Origin of the sequence: Emticicia aquatica, assembly GCF_923079645.1 — a bacterium.
In the GTDB taxonomy this organism is placed as follows: Bacteria; Bacteroidota; Bacteroidia; order Cytophagales; family Spirosomataceae; genus Emticicia; species Emticicia aquatica.
The window spans coordinates 1773771-1793625 of record NZ_CAKLPY010000001.1; the positions used below are offsets into that span (position 1 = coordinate 1773771).

Annotated in this window: 19 protein-coding genes and 1 riboswitch; of the genes, 8 read left to right on the forward strand and 11 right to left on the reverse strand. The window is 34.1% G+C overall.

All coding sequences use genetic code 11. The features are described 5' to 3' along the window. The 4 genes from MJQ71_RS07650 to MJQ71_RS07665 all read right to left on the reverse strand — a co-directional run bounded on the left by MJQ71_RS07650 (window position 1) and on the right by MJQ71_RS07665 (window position 4122). The gene (locus MJQ71_RS07650) at window positions 1-903 is read right to left on the reverse strand and encodes an SDR family oxidoreductase (RefSeq protein ID WP_238805980.1); all 903 of its coding nucleotides are present in this window, start codon (window positions 901-903) and stop codon (window positions 1-3) included. A gap of 114 nt (window positions 904-1017) precedes the next feature. Beyond that, window positions 1018-1629 (reverse strand): YceI family protein, encoded by a 612-nt coding sequence (locus MJQ71_RS07655; protein WP_238805981.1) that lies wholly within the window; start codon window positions 1627-1629, stop codon window positions 1018-1020. A gap of 71 nt (window positions 1630-1700) precedes the next feature. Then, window positions 1701-2168: a MarR family winged helix-turn-helix transcriptional regulator gene (locus MJQ71_RS07660; RefSeq protein ID WP_238805982.1), complete on the reverse strand. Its 468-nt coding sequence runs from the start codon at window positions 2166-2168 to the stop codon at window positions 1701-1703. A 109-nt stretch (window positions 2169-2277) separates the two neighbouring features. Continuing rightward, window positions 2278-4122, reverse strand: coding sequence for a BamA/TamA family outer membrane protein (locus MJQ71_RS07665; RefSeq protein ID WP_238805983.1), 1845 nt, complete (start codon window positions 4120-4122; stop codon window positions 2278-2280). A gap of 195 nt (window positions 4123-4317) precedes the next feature. Here MJQ71_RS07665 and MJQ71_RS07670 point away from each other — a divergent pair, with 195 nt between their 5' ends. Genes MJQ71_RS07670 through MJQ71_RS07680 form a run of 3 tightly spaced genes read left to right on the forward strand, consistent with a single transcriptional unit; the run spans window position 4318 to window position 7965 of the window. Then, window positions 4318-4896: a Maf family nucleotide pyrophosphatase gene (locus MJQ71_RS07670; RefSeq protein ID WP_238805984.1), complete on the forward strand. Its 579-nt coding sequence runs from the start codon at window positions 4318-4320 to the stop codon at window positions 4894-4896. A gap of 37 nt (window positions 4897-4933) precedes the next feature. Beyond that, a complete protein-coding gene (locus MJQ71_RS07675; protein ID WP_238805985.1) occupies window positions 4934-7678 on the forward strand; it encodes an alpha-amylase family glycosyl hydrolase in 2745 nt (914 codons plus the stop codon). A 44-nt stretch (window positions 7679-7722) separates the two neighbouring features. Further along, window positions 7723-7965, forward strand: a complete 243-nt coding sequence (locus tag MJQ71_RS07680; protein ID WP_238805986.1) for a T9SS type A sorting domain-containing protein — start codon at window positions 7723-7725, stop codon at window positions 7963-7965. An 8-nt stretch (window positions 7966-7973) separates the two neighbouring features. Here MJQ71_RS07680 and rho read toward each other — a convergent pair whose 3' ends face one another. The 6 genes from rho to MJQ71_RS07710 form a co-directional block, all read right to left on the reverse strand. Next, entirely contained in the window at window positions 7974-9707 is a 1734-nt protein-coding gene (gene rho, locus MJQ71_RS07685; protein WP_238805987.1) for a transcription termination factor Rho, read from the reverse strand. A gap of 313 nt (window positions 9708-10020) precedes the next feature. After that, window positions 10021-11151, reverse strand: coding sequence for a mechanosensitive ion channel family protein (locus MJQ71_RS07690; RefSeq protein ID WP_238805988.1), 1131 nt, complete (start codon window positions 11149-11151; stop codon window positions 10021-10023). Further along, complete coding sequence (locus MJQ71_RS07695; protein ID WP_238805989.1) at window positions 11144-12142, reverse strand: YheT family hydrolase; 999 nt, start codon at window positions 12140-12142, stop codon at window positions 11144-11146. The genes MJQ71_RS07690 and MJQ71_RS07695 overlap by 8 nt, the downstream gene beginning before the upstream one ends. After that, complete coding sequence (gene purN / locus MJQ71_RS07700) at window positions 12143-12706, reverse strand: phosphoribosylglycinamide formyltransferase (RefSeq protein ID WP_238805990.1); 564 nt, start codon at window positions 12704-12706, stop codon at window positions 12143-12145. A 206-nt stretch (window positions 12707-12912) separates the two neighbouring features. After that, window positions 12913-13467, reverse strand: coding sequence for a helix-hairpin-helix domain-containing protein (locus MJQ71_RS07705; RefSeq protein ID WP_238805991.1), 555 nt, complete (start codon window positions 13465-13467; stop codon window positions 12913-12915). A 51-nt stretch (window positions 13468-13518) separates the two neighbouring features. After that, a complete protein-coding gene (locus MJQ71_RS07710; protein WP_238805992.1) occupies window positions 13519-14058 on the reverse strand; it encodes an OmpA family protein in 540 nt (179 codons plus the stop codon). A 231-nt stretch (window positions 14059-14289) separates the two neighbouring features. On the opposite strand from MJQ71_RS07710, the gene MJQ71_RS07715 reads away from it, so the two are divergent. From MJQ71_RS07715 to MJQ71_RS07735, 5 genes are all read left to right on the forward strand, one after another. After that, complete coding sequence (locus MJQ71_RS07715; RefSeq protein WP_238805993.1) at window positions 14290-15219, forward strand: homoserine kinase; 930 nt, start codon at window positions 14290-14292, stop codon at window positions 15217-15219. An 84-nt stretch (window positions 15220-15303) separates the two neighbouring features. Further along, window positions 15304-16056, forward strand: a complete 753-nt coding sequence (locus tag MJQ71_RS07720) for an SDR family NAD(P)-dependent oxidoreductase (protein WP_238805994.1) — start codon at window positions 15304-15306, stop codon at window positions 16054-16056. 7 nt (window positions 16057-16063) lie between these two features. Then, window positions 16064-17107 carry a CHC2 zinc finger domain-containing protein gene (locus MJQ71_RS07725; protein ID WP_238805995.1) on the forward strand — a complete coding sequence of 348 codons (1044 nt, stop codon included), beginning with the start codon at window positions 16064-16066 and terminating at the stop codon, window positions 17105-17107. Between the two features lie 129 nt (window positions 17108-17236). Then, a riboswitch (SAM riboswitch) is annotated at window positions 17237-17354 on the forward strand. Between the two features lie 42 nt (window positions 17355-17396). Further along, entirely contained in the window at window positions 17397-17924 is a 528-nt protein-coding gene (locus MJQ71_RS07730; protein WP_238805996.1) for a DUF1905 domain-containing protein, read from the forward strand. A 21-nt stretch (window positions 17925-17945) separates the two neighbouring features. Then, window positions 17946-18959 (forward strand): homoserine O-acetyltransferase family protein, encoded by a 1014-nt coding sequence (locus MJQ71_RS07735; RefSeq protein WP_238805997.1) that lies wholly within the window; start codon window positions 17946-17948, stop codon window positions 18957-18959. A gap of 32 nt (window positions 18960-18991) precedes the next feature. On the opposite strand, the gene folP is transcribed toward MJQ71_RS07735, so the two are convergent. Further along, on the reverse strand, window positions 18992-19855 hold the full coding sequence (folP, locus tag MJQ71_RS07740; RefSeq protein WP_238805998.1) for a dihydropteroate synthase: 864 nt from the start codon (window positions 19853-19855) through the stop codon (window positions 18992-18994).

Consider the following 19855-nt stretch of genomic DNA (forward strand, 5'->3'; position numbering starts at 1 on the left):
TTAATCTTTCTTATTTTTGGTATTTGACTTGATAACTGCCTGAATTATATCCCACATTTCATTTGGAATTTCATTCAAGTGATTGAACTCTCCCGCTCCATTCAGCCACTCTCCCCCATCAATAGTAACCACTTCTCCATTAATATACGAAGAAAAGTCAGACATTAAATAAGCCGCTAAATTAGCCAATTCTTGGTGTTCTCCAACTCTTTTTAGTGGCACATTTCCATAATCAGAAAACCGTTCACGCAAATGTTCAGGAAAAGCTTCTACTGGAAATAGCCTATCCCAAGCACCTTTTGTTGGAAAAGGCCCTGGTGCAATAGCATTGAAACGAATACCATACTTTGCCCATTCTACAGCCAAACTGCGAGTCATCGCCAAAACCCCAGCTTTCGCCATCGCTGAGGGTACCACAAAAGCCGAACCTGTACTAGCATATGTTGTGACGATACTCAAAACAGTTGCTTTTTGTTTTTGTTCAATCCAATGTTTTCCCAAAGCAAGTGTTGTATAATAACTTCCTTTTAAAACAATATCAACAACAGTATCAATCGCTCTATGCGAAAGACGTTCGGTCGGAGAAATAAAATTTCCAGCAGCGTTATTGAGTAAACCATTAATTTGACCGAACTCCGCAAGGGTTTTATCTTTCATTGCTTCAATTGCTCCATAATCTCGTACATCACAAGCAATTGGCAATATTTTCCCGCCTGTTTCTTTTGTCAATTCATGGGCTGTTTCTTCCAAAACAGCTAATTTCCTACTCGTTATTACTACATTTGCTCCAAGTTCAAGAAAATATTTGGTCATTGCTTTACCGAGTCCAGTTCCACCACCCGTCACAATAAACGTTTTTCCATCTAAAGAGCCTTCTCTTAACATTGGTTGATTATACGACATTTCGTTTGATTTATAGTGTTGATTAATGTGTAAATCTAAAACAAAAAAGCCACAAATGATTGTCTCATCTGTGGCTTTTTTAATAATAAATATAACTAAAACAATTTTATGAAATTATTTTGAAGCTACAATTTTAACATCAACTTGGAAATTATCATAAATAACTTTGTCGCCAATTGATTCAAAGAAAGATTTTGAACCAAATTTGCTACCAAATTTTGTACGGTCAATTTCAAATTTAGCACTTGCAGTAGCGGCACCTTTTGAATCAACAGCAATAACAGCAGGAAATGTAATTGATTGAGTTACACCGTTGATAGTTAAATCACCAGTAACATCATAATTAGTAGCATTTTTAGCAGTTGCTTTTTTGATTTTCAAATTTGCTGTTGGATAATTTGTCACATCAAAGAAATCAGGAGAAGATAAATGTCCAACTAATTTTGCGTTATAACCTGCATCTGTCAAATCAAGACATTTAATTGATTTCATATCAATTGTAAATTCGCCACCTTGTAATTTTCCGCCATTTACAACTAAACTTCCACCTTGAATTCCGATTGTTCCGTTGTGTTCACCAGTAAATTTCTTACCCAACCAATTAAAAGAACTCGCTTTTGTATCAACTTTCAAAGCTACTGGAGCTTTTTTCCCACCATCAGCCATTGCTGAAACACTTACCAATGCAGCGAAAGCCACAAACATTAAATTTTTAACAACTTTCATTTTTGAACTAAATTTGGATTAAGAAAAATATAATAAATAAAAAAATACTCAAATATGGAATAAAATAAACACTAATCCTCACTTCCACGAAGCTTGTCTAAAAGACGGCTTAACACTTCGGCTTCTTCTTCCGTCAAATGATTCATAGAATTGCCTTTCTCCCACTCGCTCTGTACTTTATCAATTTGCATTAAAATCTCAGTACCAGATTCTGTGATTCTAATATCACAAGCACGACGGTCATCAACATTGTCACATCTCGAAACAAAACCTTTCAGCAAAAGCTTATCAACTAATCGAGAAGCATTCGACATTTTATCTAGCATTCGCTCAATAATTCCATTAACTGTAATAGGATTTGGATATTGGCCACGCAAAATTCTCAAAACATTATATTGCTGAGCCGATAAATCAAATGGTTTCAGCAATGATTGTTGGTCAGAATTCATCCAGTTTGCTGTGTACATGATATTCACAACTAGCTTTTGGTAAGAGCTTTTAAACGGTTTCTGCTGTTTTATATCCTTTTCGATTGACATATATTCATATTTGTTTATTGTAATAATGCAAATATAATACATTAACAATATATGTTACTACATATAATACAATAACTTATTAATTAAAGTTCATAATTATTAAAAAAAATTATCTTAATGGTAAAATTGTTGGAGCTGAAATATCAAAATCACGAAGTTTCAATGGCTGTGAACCATCAAATGCAAATCTAAATGCTGAAGAAATATTTGGAATATTAGGATAATAGCCAAGCCGAATTTGAAATGTATTAAAAGTGAGATTTTCATTTCTTAGTCTCAATCCAACGCCATATCCTTGATACAATTTACTCTCTATCAGCAGTTTATCTTTCAAACTGACTAAGCCTAAATTGACAAATCCGAAATATGCAACCCTAAAACCCACAATACTTTTATGAGAAAACAAAACTGATTCATACCCAAAAGTCAATCTTTTGTCGCCTCTCAATCCTTCACTATTTACACCCAAAATCCCATCTTTACCACTAATATTCAAATAATCCAATTCATCACGATTAATTCCATAAGTGAGACCAATGTTGATAAATTGCCGAGTTTGAGATTTGGCAATTTTCATTAAACGGCTAAAATAAAAACTTTGTACGCCAATTACTCCTTGTTGCGTTGCTTTTTGTTTCAGGTAAGTGCCAGCATTGGCGAGTAAATAAAAATAACCCTTATCAGAAGGTAAATATTTACCTTTGGCAAACTGTATTCCAGCATAATTTCTATTACCAAATTCAGTATTTTCAGTTCCTAGCGTAAAAGCAAATAAATTTCCAACTGGAACATCCTCTGTACGTCCATAGCCATAAATCAAGAAATCTCGTTGGTAATTTCGATTTGAAAACCCAACACTAGCCAGCCAAGTGGTTCTATTCCAATAAATTTTATTGAAATCAGACCTAACTTCAGGCCGTTTTCTGTATTCATAATTGCTTCTTCTAATCGCAACCACCAACTGTTTATTCCGATTAGATGCATCCAATCTGAAAGCATGTCCAAGCCAAGCATCAGAGTAAAAATAGCTTACTGGAAAAACCAATGAACTATCAATGCCATTGATAAAAAGCTTTTTGTATTCTAAAACTTTGGCATAACCTAACTCTAATGAACCAGCATTATGGGTTTCAACTGTTAGAAAAGGGCGAAAAATATGAGCTGAATATTGGGTTAAATCTCTTTCGTTAATCAATTTTATCTGACCAGTGATAAAACTATTTCCAAAATAAGGCACAGTATAAATGCTTCGCCAGCCAAACCTTTGGTAAGGATCATTGCCTCGCCAAGTAATTTTATTGAGCAACGAATGTCCTCGACCTTGAAAATTTCTATCTTCAACACCAAAAGCAAAGTCATTCAAACTACTACCCGAAATATCAAAATTTATCGACCAAACATCTTGTGTAATTACTAGCACATCTACTACCCAACTCACATCTTTTCGTTCTAAAATCAATATTCGGGCATCATGTATAATCGGATTAGCTCTCAATAAACGCTCATTATCTTTCAAAGTTTGTGGATTAATTTTATCGCCTTCCTTAAAAAGAAGAAATGATTTTCTAATAACCGTCTCTCTTGTGTTGTAATGAAACGATTTACTTGCAAAATGTTCAATTCGATTACCTTTACGGGTGGTATCATTAACCGAAGGGCCGAAAATTTCGAGTTTTCTAATGAAAATTTTACCTATTACTTTTCCATCATACTTGTCAAAAGGGTTAATTTCAATCTGACTTATTTCATTTTTATTGCTGTTTGTGTTATATACATCTCGAAATAAAGTACCATAAACCTGCTTTCCAACCTTACTTTTACTTAATTTTTGTTTCAATTTTGCATACATCACACTATCCTCAATAGATTTTCCACTGTTAAGGCTGTCTAAAAAGCTTTTTTGGGCAAAAATATGCTGCGTAACAAACAATAATATGATAAACAAATACTTCATTCCGAAATTTACTTATTTTTTATTCTAAAAGTAGTCGATATGCAAAATTTTCGCCAATGAATCAGTTTAAATTTGGAACAAAAATTATAACTATCATGAACCGACGATTCAATCAATAAATCAAATACAATTAAAATTCCTTACAATTTATTGAATGAAAATACTTTACTTCGCCTTTTGAAAAAAAAATAAAATATGAAATTATCAAAACCATTAGTTTTAGCTTCCAATTCACCACGACGAAAAGAAATAATGCAAAATGCAGGATATGATTTTTCCGTGAAAGTAATTCCTACTGATGAAAGTTTTTCTGATGAAATGGCAGTTGAAGAAGTACCTATTTATTTAGCAAAAGTAAAAGCAGATTGTTTTAGGAATGACCTCAACGATGAAATTATTTTATGTGCAGATACCGTCGTAGTTGTTGATAATCAAATCATTAATAAACCTTTAGATTTTGCAGATGCACAACGAATGTTAAAACTTTTGAGTGGAAAAACTCATCAAGTAATTACAGGCGTTTGTATCATGACTCAAGAAGAAACTATTGGTTTTGCTGATATTTCAAATGTACAATTCAAAGAATTAACAGATTGGGAAATTGATTATTACATCAATAAATGTAAACCCTTCGATAAAGCTGGTGCTTATGGTGTACAAGATTTTATTGGCATGATTGGTATCACGAAAATAGAAGGTTCGTTTTATACTGTCATGGGGCTACCAATTCATCGTGTATATGAAGCTTTAGAAAAGTATGTTATCCGAAATTAAAGATATATTATAATGATACTTTAATCTAAAAGTCATAATGAAACACATTTTTTTTGTCGGCTTTATTGTCATTTTTTCTTTACAAAGTTCTTTTAGTCAATTAGTTACGACAGACCTTTCTTTTCCGAATGGTGATAAAGAAATAACAATTATTTTTGATTTAAAACAATCAAAAGATAACCGTGCCACTGGTCTTTTAGGAAAAACTACCGATGTTTATCTTTGGTCAGGTGCAGGTACAAATGATAATGCATTTGAATATCAGCCCACAGGACAAACAAATTTTAATGTACCTTTTGAAGCTGGAAAAATGACTTCTTTAGGAAAAGACCGTTGGAGCATTCGACTGAAACCCCGATTTTTTTTCAAAGTTCCAAGTGATAAATTAATAAAAAAGCTTGGGTTATTACTTAAAAGTGGAGATGGAAAAGCCCAAACTGAAGATTTTATTTTGAATTTGTACGATGATAAGTTGTATTATAAACTCATAGAACCAGACGCAAATAAAGTTTTTGAGGAAAATGAAACTATCAATGTAAAAGTTAAAACCTCAAAAACAGTTGATAAAATCATTTTCAATAATGGACAAACAAAAGAATTTAATAATGTAGATTCTGCATCGGTAAGCACAACAGTCAGCAAAATGTTACTTACAATTATTAGCGGAAAAGACGTTATTTCAGATCAATTACAATTTATATTTAAACCAAAAATTTCAGTTTTGAATCTGCCTCCCAACATCAAAGACGGCATCAATTATATCAATGATAATACCGTTACACTTTCTTTTTTTATACCTCAGAAAAGTTTTGTTTACTTAATTGGTGATTTTAATAAATGGCAAATTGACTCAAAATATTTAATGAATCAAACACCAGATGGCAATCGCTATTGGCTCACTATCAATAACTTAGAAAAAGGAAAAGAATATGCATTTCAATATTTGATTGATGGAAAAATAGCCGTTGGTGACCCATTTTGTGAGAAAATTCTTGACCCAAAATTTGATAGCTCGATTTCTTCTAGTACTTATCCGAATTTAAAAAGCTATCCTTCAGAAAATTCTTTTGGCGGTACGGTATCTATTTTTCAAACTGGTCAAACCAATTATAATTGGAAAGTCACAAATTTTAAACGTCCAGCAAAAGAAAAATTGGTTATTTATGAATTATTAGTACGTGATTTTACTGCTTCCCGAAAGTACAGTGATGTGGCCGATTCAATGGCTTACTTCCAGAAACTTGGTATCAATTCAATCGAACTAATGCCGATTAATGAATTTACGGCCAACGAATCTTGGGGATATAATCCGACTTATTATACCGCTCCTGACAAAGCTTATGGTACAAAGGATGATTTAAAATATTTGATTGACAAATGCCATGAAAACGGTATTTCGGTGATTTTTGATGTGGTTTTCAATCATGCAGATTTTGAATTTCCTTATGTGAAAAGTTATTGGAATGGTTTTCAGCCTTCGGCAGATAGTCCATTTTTTAATCAAAATGCCACACATCCATTTTCGGTTTTTTATGATTTTAACCACGAAAGTACTACAACTCAAACTTATTTTGACAAAGTTTTAGAGTTTTGGCTAACGGAATATAAAATTGATGGTTATCGTTTTGATTTATCAAAAGGGTTTACACAAATAAAATCCGACCCAAATGTTGGTTTATGGGGGCAATACGACGCCAGTAGAATTAAAATTTTAAAACGTTTTTACGATAAAATTCGGGCTTATGACAAAGATTGTTATTTGATTTTGGAACATTTTGCTGATAATAGCGAAGAAGTTGAATTGGCAAATTATGGTTTTATGCTTTGGGGAAATGTCAATGGAAACATTAGAAATATCATTAAAGGCACAAATAATAGCTTAAATGGCTTGAATTACCAAAGTCGAGGTTGGCAAGAAGCAAACATGGTGAGTTACATGGAAAGCCATGATGAGGAAAGAATTGTTTATGATGCTCTAACAAATGGCAAAAATGAAGTTAAAAACCTAAATACCATTCTTGAGCGGTCAAAAGCTGCTGCAGCTTTATTTTTTGCTTATCCAGGACCAAAAATGTTGTGGCAATTTGGTGAATTTGGCTACGATATTAGTATTGATTTTAATGGTAGAACTGGAAATAAACCACAAAAATGGGAATATTTAAAAGACGAAAATCGACTAAAATTATTTAAAGTTTATTCAGAATTAATCAAGCTTAAAACGACACAAGCGGCTTTTAACACAAAAGATTTTAAAGAATCATCAAGCGGTTTGATTAAACAAGTGGCAATGAATCATAGTTCTATGAATGTTCGTATTATTGCTAATTTTGGTTTAAACGCTGAAATTGGCAATATCAACTTTGAATCGACAGGGAAATGGTTTGATTATTTTACTGGTCAAGAGATTATTGTCAGTGAAAACAATCCAGTAATTAGTTTGGCAGCGGGAGAATTTCATATCTATACTAATGTAAAATTGCCAGCTCCAGAAGAAAACCTTGTTCCATGGAAAGGATTTGCAACGATTACAGCCAACGAGATTTTGACCGATAATAAGAGTTTTCAAATTTATCCAAATCCAACTTCAGATAAAATTACGGTGAAACTTAACGGTGAAAAAACAAATATTGCTATCGAAGATTTGTGGAGACAAACAATGTTTTCAACACAAACGAAAGAGCAAGAGTTAACCATTGATTTAACCCATTTCCAAACAGGAATGTATTTTATTCAAATTATTCAAAAAGGTATTACGAGAACAACCAAAATAATTAAGAATTAAATAGGGATGAATTGTTTTTGTCTCAAAAGTAAAATTTAACAAGAATGACCAAAGACGAATTAGTTATTTATTATAACGAACCCGATGAGAAAGTTTATGTAAAAGTTCCACCAGGAATCGAAACTCAATATCAGCTTTCTAATTTATCTGGAAAAATCCTTCAAGAAGGAATACATGAAAAAGCCCTGCATGATTTTGATTTAGCAGGGCTTCCAGAAGGCATATATTTTGTCATCGTCAATCAAGATGATGTTATTCGTTCTAAGAAGATTATTAAGAACTCTTAATAGTCTTCTTATCTATTCATTGTCAACAAAAACTCTTCATTATTACGAGTTCCTTTCATTTTATCCAACAAAAACTCCATAGTTTCCATTGGATTCATATCAGCCATGTACTTACGCAATAACCAAACTTTTTGAAGCGTATCTTTATCCATCAATAAATCTTCTCGACGAGTTCCAGAAGCCAAAATATCAATGGCAGGATATACTCGTTTATTAGATAATTTACGGTCAAGTTGAAGCTCCATGTTACCTGTTCCTTTAAATTCCTCAAAAATAACTTCATCCATTTTTGAACCTGTATCAATCAATGCTGTAGCAATAATAGTCAATGAACCACCATTTTCCACATTACGAGCTGCACCAAAGAAACGTTTTGGTTTGTGCAGGGCATTGGCATCAACACCACCTGAAAGAATTTTACCTGAAGAAGGAATGACCGTATTATAAGCACGAGCCAAACGTGTAATCGAGTCAAGTAAAATTACAACGTCATGTCCACATTCTACTAAACGCTTTGCTTTTTCTAAAACAACACCAGAAACTTTTACATGACGGTCGGCTGTTTCATCAAAAGTAGAAGCAATAACCTCTGCACGCACACTACGCTGCATATCCGTTACTTCTTCTGGACGCTCATCAATTAACAAAATAATCAAATAAACTTCAGGATGATTACGAGTAATTGCATTGGCAATTTCTTTCAGCAAAACCGTTTTACCTGTTTTTGGTTGTGCCACAATCATTCCACGTTGACCTTTTCCGATTGGTGCAAATAAATCAAGTACTCGAGTAGAATAAATATCCGAACGGCTACTTAATTTGATTTGTTCTTCTGGAAAAAGAGGAGTTAAATATTCAAATGGAATACGGTCCCGAATTTCTTCAGTTGTTTTTCCATTGACAGAAAGTACTCTTAATAATGCAAAATATTTTTCACCTTCTTTCGGTGGTCGGATAGCTCCTTTAACTGTATCGCCTGTTTTTAGTCCAAAAAGTTTAATTTGAGAAGGAGAAACATAAATATCATCTGGACTAGCCAAATAATTATAATCTGCCGAACGCAAGAAACCGTATCCACCTTCTTGCATAATTTCGAGTACGCCTTCATTTTCAATAATACCATCAAATTCTTTGATTAAATTATTGAACTGCTTTTTAATATCTTTTGTGTAAGTATCAACGTAGCGTTTATCTTCTTTTGGCTCAGGAATTTCAGGAATGATTTCGTCAGTCAACCTTGCAAATTCGCTCATTTCAGCATCAATAGCTGCCAAATCAAAATCCGCTGGTTCTTCCAAATTCAAAACTGGTTCTTCATCACTTACATTCATATCTGTGAATGTTTCCTGACCTGAGTTTTGAGTTGGTTCTGATGACTGTTTATTTTCGTTTTTGGGGTGAACTTCATTTTTATGAGAACCTTTTTCTGAAGTTTGCACAGGCACAACTGTTGTAGTCGTTTCAATTACTTTATTTTCAACCGGTTTTTCATCAGTTTTGGGCAATCTTTTACGTCCCTTCAATGTTTTATCGTCATTGAAAAGTGGCTTTTGTGGAATAATTGGTTCAGCTATTGCCACTTCTTTTGGTTTATTGAATAGGGAATCATTGGGTTGATGCTCCAAAATCTTTTCAATTAACTCAGTTTTGGACGCAGTTCTGACATCTTTAATGCCTAACTCGATACAAATTTTCCTTAACTCCGAAAGAAGTTTAAGATTCAGTTCTTCTGATGTGTACATACGAGAGAATTAACAAAACGTTACTATGATAAGCGGTTAGATATTACTAGATGTATTACGGAAAAGACACTTCCAAGAATTCATAGAATTTATTCAAATACTCGGGGATTACTCGAAAAAAACTGGAAATTTTGTTGGATACAATTGGCTGATTCAAAGATGCTTGATTCTGAGAACAAGTGAGCCGATTGAAGTGTTTCGATGGATTTGAATGCAATAATATGACCTTTTATTTGTAAAAACAAATTTTTCAAGATTATTTCTATTAATTTTTATTAATCTTTATGAGATAAAATTGCGTTAAACGATAATATCAATAATCGCTATCAATATTTTTATCATCAGTAATTCCAAAAAGTGTTGTTGTCGGTGTTGCCAATTCAACAGAATTTTCTTTTAAAATATTACCAATTAGATAATTCATTTCCTCACGAATTGATTTACTTTCCCAATAATCGGGTGTTGAGGCAAAGAAAACAACTATTAAATTTACTGAATAATCTCCAATTTCGTCAAATTTAACGTGACCTTCGTGTTCGGTAGTAAGTGCATGATTATCAAGTAATTGTTGAATATCTTGAATAACTTTTTTTATTTTTTCGATTGGCGTTTCAAGTTTTAATCGAATAAAAAACTTATGCCTACGGTCTTTTCGCTCAGAAAGATTGTTTAACGTTTGTGAAACTAACATTTGATTGGGAACAATAATTAAACTCCCATCAACATGGCGAATACGAGTACTTCGAAAGCCTACTTTCTCCACTTTTCCAACCATCTTATCTAATTCAATATCATCGCCAACGATAAATGGTTGCTCTGTAAATAGCGTAAACGAAGCAAAAAGGTTTTCTAAAGTTGCCCGAGCCGCCAATGCCAATGCAACTCCACCAATTCCTAATCCTGTAATCAAACTTATTACATCTTGTCGAAAAACAAAGCCTAAAATCAAGAAAAAAGAGCAAAAAACAATCAGAGCAATAATAATATCTCGAAAAAAAGGCACTAAATGTTCGTCAGTTTTTGTCTCATTTTCTTCAGCTCTTTTCAGGAAAACCAAAGCAAAAAATTTCACTAAGCGAATAATAATCCATGTAATTGCAACAACAAATAACGTATCGAGCAATTTATCTGCAAATTCACTTACTCTCATTTTTCCGAAAGGGATAATTCTCCATTTCCGTGGAAAAGTGATTTCATCGACAGCAGAGTAAATAATAAGTAAAGTAATGATAAATTCAACTGGGCGTCTTAATAAATCAACAAAATTAGCTGCGGGCACATTTTGTGTTTCCTGCTTGATTAGTCGATAAGCTATTCTACTAACTAAAACAGAAAACATTCTTTTAAAAAACCAACCGATCAACAAAATTCCAAGAAACCAAAGCCAGTTTTCAAGTGAATTATTTAAAAATGTAGTTCTTAAAATTTTCTCAAATTTATTCATCTATCTTTATTGATTTTCGCTCATTTATAAATTCTATTACACGGCGTTCAACCCAAGTTTCATCAGAATTTGGCAACATAAAACCAACATGACCACCAAATTTAAGTAATTGCAAGTACACGTTTGGATTATTTTCTGCTTCTCCCAAATTTAGACATTCGGGCGATAAAAACGGGTCATTAATCGCCTGAATGATTAAAGTAGGAACAGTTATCGTATTTAAGAAAGGTTTTGCAGCCGCTTTTTGGTAAAAATCATGGGCATTTTGAAATCCAAACATTCGAGCGGTATAACGGTTATCAAACTGCTCAAAGTTTTTGATTTGTTTATATCCTTCATAACTAACTAAATTATTATTCGGGTGTTGAGCAGATTTTTCCTTAATTTTTTTTCCTAATTTATTGATAAATCGTTTCATGTAAAACCTTCGGCCTGGTTTGTATAATTCATAAACCGACGTATGTAAATCAAGAGGAACAGAAACCGCAACGCCAAATTTAACTTGGCTTGGTAAACTTTCAGGATGCTGCCCCAACAAGCGAACTGTCATACTCCCGCCCATACTAAAACCAACCAAAACGACTTCGTCGTACTGTTTTTTTTCGATGGCATAATTTACCACAAAGCGAATATCATCTACATCGCCATGATGATAAAATCTCGGCAATCGGTTCATTTCTCCACTACAACTTCTGCAATTCCAGCCCAAGCCGTCATATCCGTTGTCGTTGAACTTTTTTACCATGCCCGTAACATAGTGACGAGTTGAATCTCCTTCTAAACCATGCGTAACAATTAGTAATTTTTTGCTTCGCGTATGTCCAACAAACGACCAATCCAAATCTAAGAAATCACCATCTTGTAGTTCAACTCTTTCACGTTTGTAATTAACAGGTATTTTACGAAAAAGACTTGGATAAATTGTCTGAATATGGGCATTAAACTGCCATTTTGGTGGCAAATAATCTGAGTTTTTAGGCAAAACTGGCATTTATTGAATAACTTTTTGAATAACTTCTGGAAAATATTTATGTTCAAGGGCTTGTACTTTAAAAGCCACATCTTCAGGCGAATCGCTTGGAATAACATCACATTTTGCTTGAAAAATAACTTTTCCTTCATCATAATGTTCGTTTACATAATGAATCGTAATTCCCGATTCTTTTTCACCAGCCGCTACAACTGCTTCATGCACAAAATGCCCCCACATGCCTTTCCCTCCATATTTTGGCAATAAAGCAGGATGAATATTAATGATTTTATTTGGAAATGCTTTTACCAAGTTTTCTGGTATCAACCACAAAAAACCAGCCAAAATAATCAAATCTATTTGTTGTTTTTGTAGCAATTCAACAATTTTATCAGTTTTTGTAAATGTCTTTTTATCAAACAAAATAGTTGGAACTCCAAGCCTTCTTCCACGTTCAATCACTCCCGCTGTTGGATTGTTTGAAAGAAAAAACTCAATACTAACCGATTTATTCTCGGCAAAAAATGTAGTTAACCTTTCGGCATTACTTCCCGAACCAGAAGCAAAAATTGCAATTCGTGTCATTTATTAGGAATTCGGATATAAAATCATAAAAACTAATTTCATTTTCAATGATTCTAAATCCTATGATTAATTTGATGCGAATCACGTCATTTTTTTTCAAAAACCAAATTACGGACAATAAAAAAGTCTCTGAAATAAATCCAGAGACTTTTAAACGATGAAACTCTAATTCAGTACGATTTAATGATTTTTTTTGAAAATTTACATTAGGCTTTCCCTTTGTATAATTCATCTTGCCATTTTTTTAATTCATCCCATTTTCCATCACGAGCCAACGCCGCTTGGTCAGCCCAAGTTGCTGGATTATGAATCTGGAAACGTGGCCCTGCCGCATCAAGAATCTCTTTCATTCGAGCGGCAGTTGTGTTCGATAATTCTGCAAAAGTATAAATACCTGCTTTATTAAATAATTCTTCGATTTTAGGACCAATTCCTTCAACAATTTTCAAATCATCTTTTTTAGTAGGAGCCGCCGCAACTCCCAATCCGCTAGCCGCGATTCCACCAGCAACTACACCTGTTGCTACATTTGGTGAGTTTTCGACATTTGTTGCAACCGAAACTTTAGTTTTTCGGCAAGATTCTAGCTCGCCTTCCAAAAAGTTGATTCTATCTTGTAGTTCAAAATTATGCTCTTTTAAATTTTCAATCTGACGATTTAACCCCCACCAAAGCAATAAAGAAAGTAGCAACAATGGAAGAAACCAAAAAAGAAATATATCCCAAGGGAAGTTCGTAAATAAGCATTTTAAATTTTCCATGATACTTTATTTTTTAATGTTTTTAGACTTCTTAAAGTTAAATTTTTGCAACTATTTCAAACGAATTGTACTTCGACGATTCTTTGATTTGCCTTCTGGCGTATCGTTTGGAGCAAGGGGTTCATTTTCTCCTTTTCCTTCCGTTACAATTTGGGAAGCCTTGAAGCCTTCTTTCACTAAAAAAGATTGCGTTTGTTTCGCACGATTTTCAGAAAGTCGTTGGTTTAATTCTTCCGAACCATCACTATCGGTATGGCCTGTAATCAAGAGTTGTTTATCAGGGTATTTTTCAAAATATTTCTTTGCAATCGTTAAAAAAGAATCGACTTCGGCTGTTTTATCAATACCCGATTGGTTCACTGCAAAATAAACATCAAGTGGTTTAAAGACAATTTGTTCTTCGGGCGTAATTTTTTTTATGGTATCGGCCAATGTCGCTTCAGGAGTTGAGACTACCGTTGAGTTAGTTGAATCGGCGAGTGTTACTACTGCCAACTCTTCAGTGCAAAAAGGCTTGCGTTTACAATTCCAGAACCAACTGTATGCCAATGACCAAAGTAGAATCAGAAGGAATAATAATAATCTGTTCATTGTTTGACTTGTTTGAGGTTTGGGAAAATGAAAGTTTATAGCTTTCGATGCGAAAAGTAATAAAAAGTAACTAAAAAACAATTATTTTTTTAGTTTTCTATCATTAAATTACACAAAATTGAACAAACGATTTATAAAAAATATTATTTCAATGATTGCTTTTAATAAGTGTTCTAAAAAGCCTAAATTTGGGTTTATATTACCAAAGAAAACATACCCCTATTATTGTTAATGGAATCAATCAAAGTTTTTGCCCCCGCTACTGTAGCCAATGTTGCCTGTGGATTTGATATTTTCGGTTTTGCAGTTGATGCTCCAGGCGATGAAGTAATTGTTCGTAAACGCAATGACAATCAAATAATAATTACAAATATTACTGGCGAAGAAGGTAAATTAACCTACGACGTTTCAAAAAATGCAGTAACAGTTCCGATTATAAAATACCTTCAAAAACTCGGTGTAACTCAAGGTTTTGAAATAGAATTACATAAAAAAATGCCACTTGGAAGTGGTCTAGGAAGCAGTTCGGCTAGTTCAGTTGCTGGTGTTTTTGCAGCCAATGAATTATTGGGTAAACCATTAATTGCCAAAGAATTACTACCATTTTCGATGGAAGGCGAACGCATAGCATGTGGCTCGGCTCATGCAGATAATGTGGCTCCTGCTCTTTTAGGTGGTTTTGTGGTTGTAAGAAGTTATCAACCCTTAGATGTATTCAAAGTTACTACTCCTGACGAACTATACGTAACAATCGTTCACCCCGATATAGAAGTAAATACCAAAGATGCTCGCCATATTTTACGCAATGAGGTTTCTATGAAAAATACAATTGCTCAAATGGGCAATGTCGCAGGCATGATTGCTGGCTTAATGCAAGCCGATTATAACCTTATTGCCAGTTCAATGGTTGATTTTATTATCGAGCCTGTACGTGCAATTTTGATTCCCGAATTTTGGGAAGTAAAAAATGCAGCTTTAGAAGCTGGGGCTTTGGGTTGCAGTATTTCGGGAGCTGGCCCATCTATTTTTGCGTTTAGTAAAGGAAAAGAAACCGCTGAAAAAGTTGCCATCGCTATGAAAAATAGCTTTGAAAAAGTCGGCATTCACGGTGATGCTTACGTTTCAGGAATTAATCAACAAGGTCCAAAAGTTATCGGATAATAAATTGAAAAGTTCGAATGCAAATTTTATAGAAAATAATCGTAAGAATTTTTCATTAATACAATCACATTTTACAGCAAAGAAATGAGCAGAATCGCCCTTATTACAGGAGCAACATCAGGCATTGGAAAAGCAACAGCGGAAGCTTTTGCAAATAACGGAATTGATTTAATTTTGTGTGGTCGTCGTCAAGAAATTCTGAACGAATTAGAAGCTTATTTTTCATCAAAAGTAAAAGTAACAACATTGACTTTTGATGTTAGAAATAAAGCCAATGTTTTGGTAGCAATTGGCACTTTGACTGAAGAATGGAAAAATATTGATATTTTGGTCAATAATGCAGGTAATGCTCATGGTTTATCGCCAATTCAAGATGGTGAACTAGACGATTGGGATGCCATGATTGATGGAAACGTGAAAGGATTATTATACGTATCAAAAGCTGTAATGCCAATAATGGTAGAACGAAAAACTGGTCATATCATCAATTTAAGTTCGGTTGCTGGCAAACAAACTTATGCCAATGGTGCTGTATATTGTGCTTCAAAGTCGGCCGTAGAAGCAATCAGTGAAGGCATGAGGTATGACCTAACACAACACGGAATTAAAATCACTAATATAGCTCCTGGTGCAGTTGAAACCGACTTCTCAATGGTTCGTTTTAAAGGCGATGCCGAACGAGCAAAAAAGGTTTATGAAGGTTTTGAGCCAATTCAACCCGAAGACGTTGCCGATGCCATTTTATATGCAATAAATACTCCCGCAAGAGTTACAATTGCTGATATTGTGCTTTATGCAAAAGCCCAAGCGGCACCGACGGTAATTTTCCGTAAATAATATTTCAATGGATAATCTGCTTCAACGAGTAAAGGAAATTGATATTCGACAAGTTGCCCGTGATTTGGGTTTTGACATCGTTCAAAGTCGCCGAATGGTTTGTCCTTTTCACGTTGAAGATTCTCCTTCGATGGTCTTTTATCCTCCTCCACAAAATGAATTTCATTGTTTTGGCTGCGGAAAACACGGTGATGTCATTAATCTTTACGCTGATACTTGTCAAATAGATTTTAAAACGGCTCTTGAAGAATTAGGAACTCGCTACATTCCATCTTATGATGGCGTAAGGAATAAAAAAAATCGCAAAATTGATACCAAAAGTATTTATTCTCGTAAACCTCTTGAAGAGAAAACCTACGATTTTAAGCCAATTTACCATGAAATCTACGAAAATTTTCGACAATTTTGTTTGACCCAACCTCCAACCGAATCAGCAAGAAAAGCAGCCGAATATCTCCGAGGTCGAGGAATTGACGATTGGACGATTAGATATTTTAAGCTTTTTGTAATAAAAAATTATGGTTTGACTAATGATTTTTTAAAAACAAATTACTCAATCGAAGACCTTAAAGGTTGCGGTATTATGAACGAAAAAGGCAATTTAGTTTTCTTCGTGCATCCAATTATTATTCCTTATTATCAAGATGGTCGAATTAACTATTTGCAAGGTAGAAGTATAGGAAATCCACCTGAAGGAGCGAGCAAATATCAATTTCTTTCGGGTGTTCCTCGTTCAATTTTCAATATTGATTCCATCAAAAAACTTCGCCAAAGTACAGATATTTATTTGACAGAAGGAGCATTTGACTGCATGACTTTGGTAAAAAATGGCATGATGGCTGTCAGTTTAGGAAGTGCAAAGATATTCAAGAAAGAATGGATAAAATACTTCAAAAAATACAAAGTTTGGGTCAGTTTCGATAACGATTCAGCAGGCATGAAAGGAGCTGATGATTTGGTTGAAGAATTAATTAATGCAGGAATTCTTGCCGAAAAACGAGATTGGAATAAAGGTTTTAAAGATATTAATGAATATTTTGGGCAGATATAAGCATCAAAATTTTGAACCACTTCCGCTAAAAGCTTCTACAAATTCTTCCACAAAATCTTGTTTTCTAACAAATCGTGCTTCATCTTTGCATTATCAATTCAATTATCCTACTTCAGTAGCTGATTGGTTGATTTATACAGACGAGGGGAGAGAATAGGCTCTATGAACCTCGGGCAACCTGTCCCGCTGCTAGCGATAAGGTGCCAACACCTACCGAAATGGTCAATGCCATTCGGACTTATAAACCAATCATAAACAATCATTGGTTTTAATAGTATCAGGTTTCAAAATGCTTAAAGTACTGTGTATTTTATGTCATGTTTTTATTATTATGCCAAGCAAAATCATTCATTTCAAAGCAATAATTAAGAAAATGCCGCCAAATCCAATGGGTTCTTGGCATTATATTGATTTTCCTGAAAATGCTTTTGATATTTTTGGCAAACGTGGTTTTATCCGAATTAAAGGATTTATTAATAATAAACCCTTCAAAAGCAGCTTGTTTCCGAAAGGTAATCAGCTTCACGCTATGAGTATTTCGCTGAAATTACAAAAGCAAATAGGGATAAAACCCAATGATGAAATCACGCTTTCGATTGAAGAAGATTTTGAAGTACAAATTATTGAAATGCCCATTGAGTTACAAGAAGCTCTCGATTTTGATGAAGAAATGGCCGATTTATTTGGTAAACTTTCTCCATCTAATCAAAAATACTACAAAATATGGGTTAGTAGCGGAAAACATATTGACACTCGCATAAATAGAGTAGTCACTATTTTTGAAAGATTAAGAAAAAAGAAAGGGGTTTTACAATAAAACCTCAGCTAAATATAAGAAATGGAAAACAAAATATTTCATCACGACGAACCTTTTAAACTTGAATCAGGACAATGGCTTCCTGAATTTGATTTAGCTTATACGACTTACGGCAAACTCAACGAAAAAATGAACAATGTTGTGTGGGTTTGTCATGCTTTTACAGGCAACGCAAACCCATCAGACTGGTGGAATGGCTTGATTGGCGAAAAAAGATTGTACAATCCTAACGAACATTTTATTGTTTGTGCAAATATTTTGGGTTCTCATTATGGTTCTACAAATGCTTTGAGTAAAAACCCAATTTCAGGTGAACCATACTTTCACGATTTTCCTTTTCTGTCGATTCGTGATGTTGTGCGTGCCATTGATTTATTGCGTCAAAACTTGGGAATTGCTAAAATTAATACTTTACTTGGTGGTTCATTAGGAGGTCAACAAGCCATTGAATGGGCTATTTTACAGCCAGAATTAATTGAAAACTTAGTACTTTTCTCAACAAATGCAATTCATTCGCCATGGGGAATTGCCTTTAACGAGTCACAACGAATGGCTATTGAAGCAGACCCAACATGGATTGAACGTCACCCCAAAGCTGGCATGAACGGCATGAAAGTAGCTCGTTCGATTGCTCTTTTATCTTATCGAAATTATGCTACTTATGGACGCACGCAGTCAAGAGATGAAGGTCAAGTTGATTTTTTCAGGGCCAATACATACCAAAATTATCAAGGCGAGAAACTTGGCAAACGATTCAACGCTTTTTCTTATTGGACGCTTTCAAAAATGTTTGATTCGCACGATGTTGGTCGTGGACGAGGGAAAGTGGAAGATGCTCTAAAACTCATTAAATCAAAAACTTTGGTTATTGGTATTTCATCAGATGTACTTTTTCCGCCTGAAGAACAAGAATTTATTGCCAAACATATTCCTCATGCCAAATACGCCCTCATCGACTCAATGTATGGTCACGATGGCTTTCTGATTGAATTTGAAGCAATGACAGAGACTATAAAAGAATGGTTGTATAACTAAATGAAAAATAAAATGTAAATATTCACAAAACATTATTTCTCTAACTCCTCAAAAAGCCGTACAGTTTCAACGGCTTCTTTTACATCATGCACACGCAAGATTTTTGCTCCTTGCATGAGTGCAAACATATTGAGTGCAGTTGTGCCATTTAAGGCTTCATTTGCGGAAATATTGAGCGTTCGCCAAATCATTGATTTTCTTGAAATTCCGACCAAAAGTGGCAAATCCATCACTTTAAAGGCTTCTAAATTTCGCATCATTTCAAAACCTTGTTTAGCATTTTTGGCAAAACCAAATCCTGGGTCAATGATAATATCTTTTACAGACAAAGCTCTCAACTGAGACACTTTTTGTTGTAATTCTGTAATAACATCAAGCGTAATGTCTTGATAATCATTGAGTTTATTCATCGTTGTAGGATTACCTCGGCTGTGCATTAAAATGTAAGGTACCTGTAATTCTGCAACGGTATTAAACATCTCATTATCCAAATTTCCACCAGCAATATCATTGATTATTGCTGCACCAACTTTTACGGTTTCTCGTGCAACTTGACTTCGAAATGTGTCAATCGAAATAATCACTTCTGGAAAAACCTTTATAATTGCTTCGACGGCTGGAACAACTCTATCTATTTCTTCTGCAATACTTATATCAATCGCATTTGGTCGAGTCGAGTAGCCACCAATATCAATGAATGTTGCACCAGCTTGAAGCATTTCGCCAGTTTTATCAATTATTTGAGTGTTGCTAGCTTTGAATCTGCTTCCTTCAAAAAATGAATCTGGCGTAATATTTAGTATTCCCATCACCTTTGGAAAAGCTAAATCAAGTAGTTTTTTGCCACTTTTTGCCACTTGAGAAGGCATATTTGCTTGAATACTCAAAAATCTCAT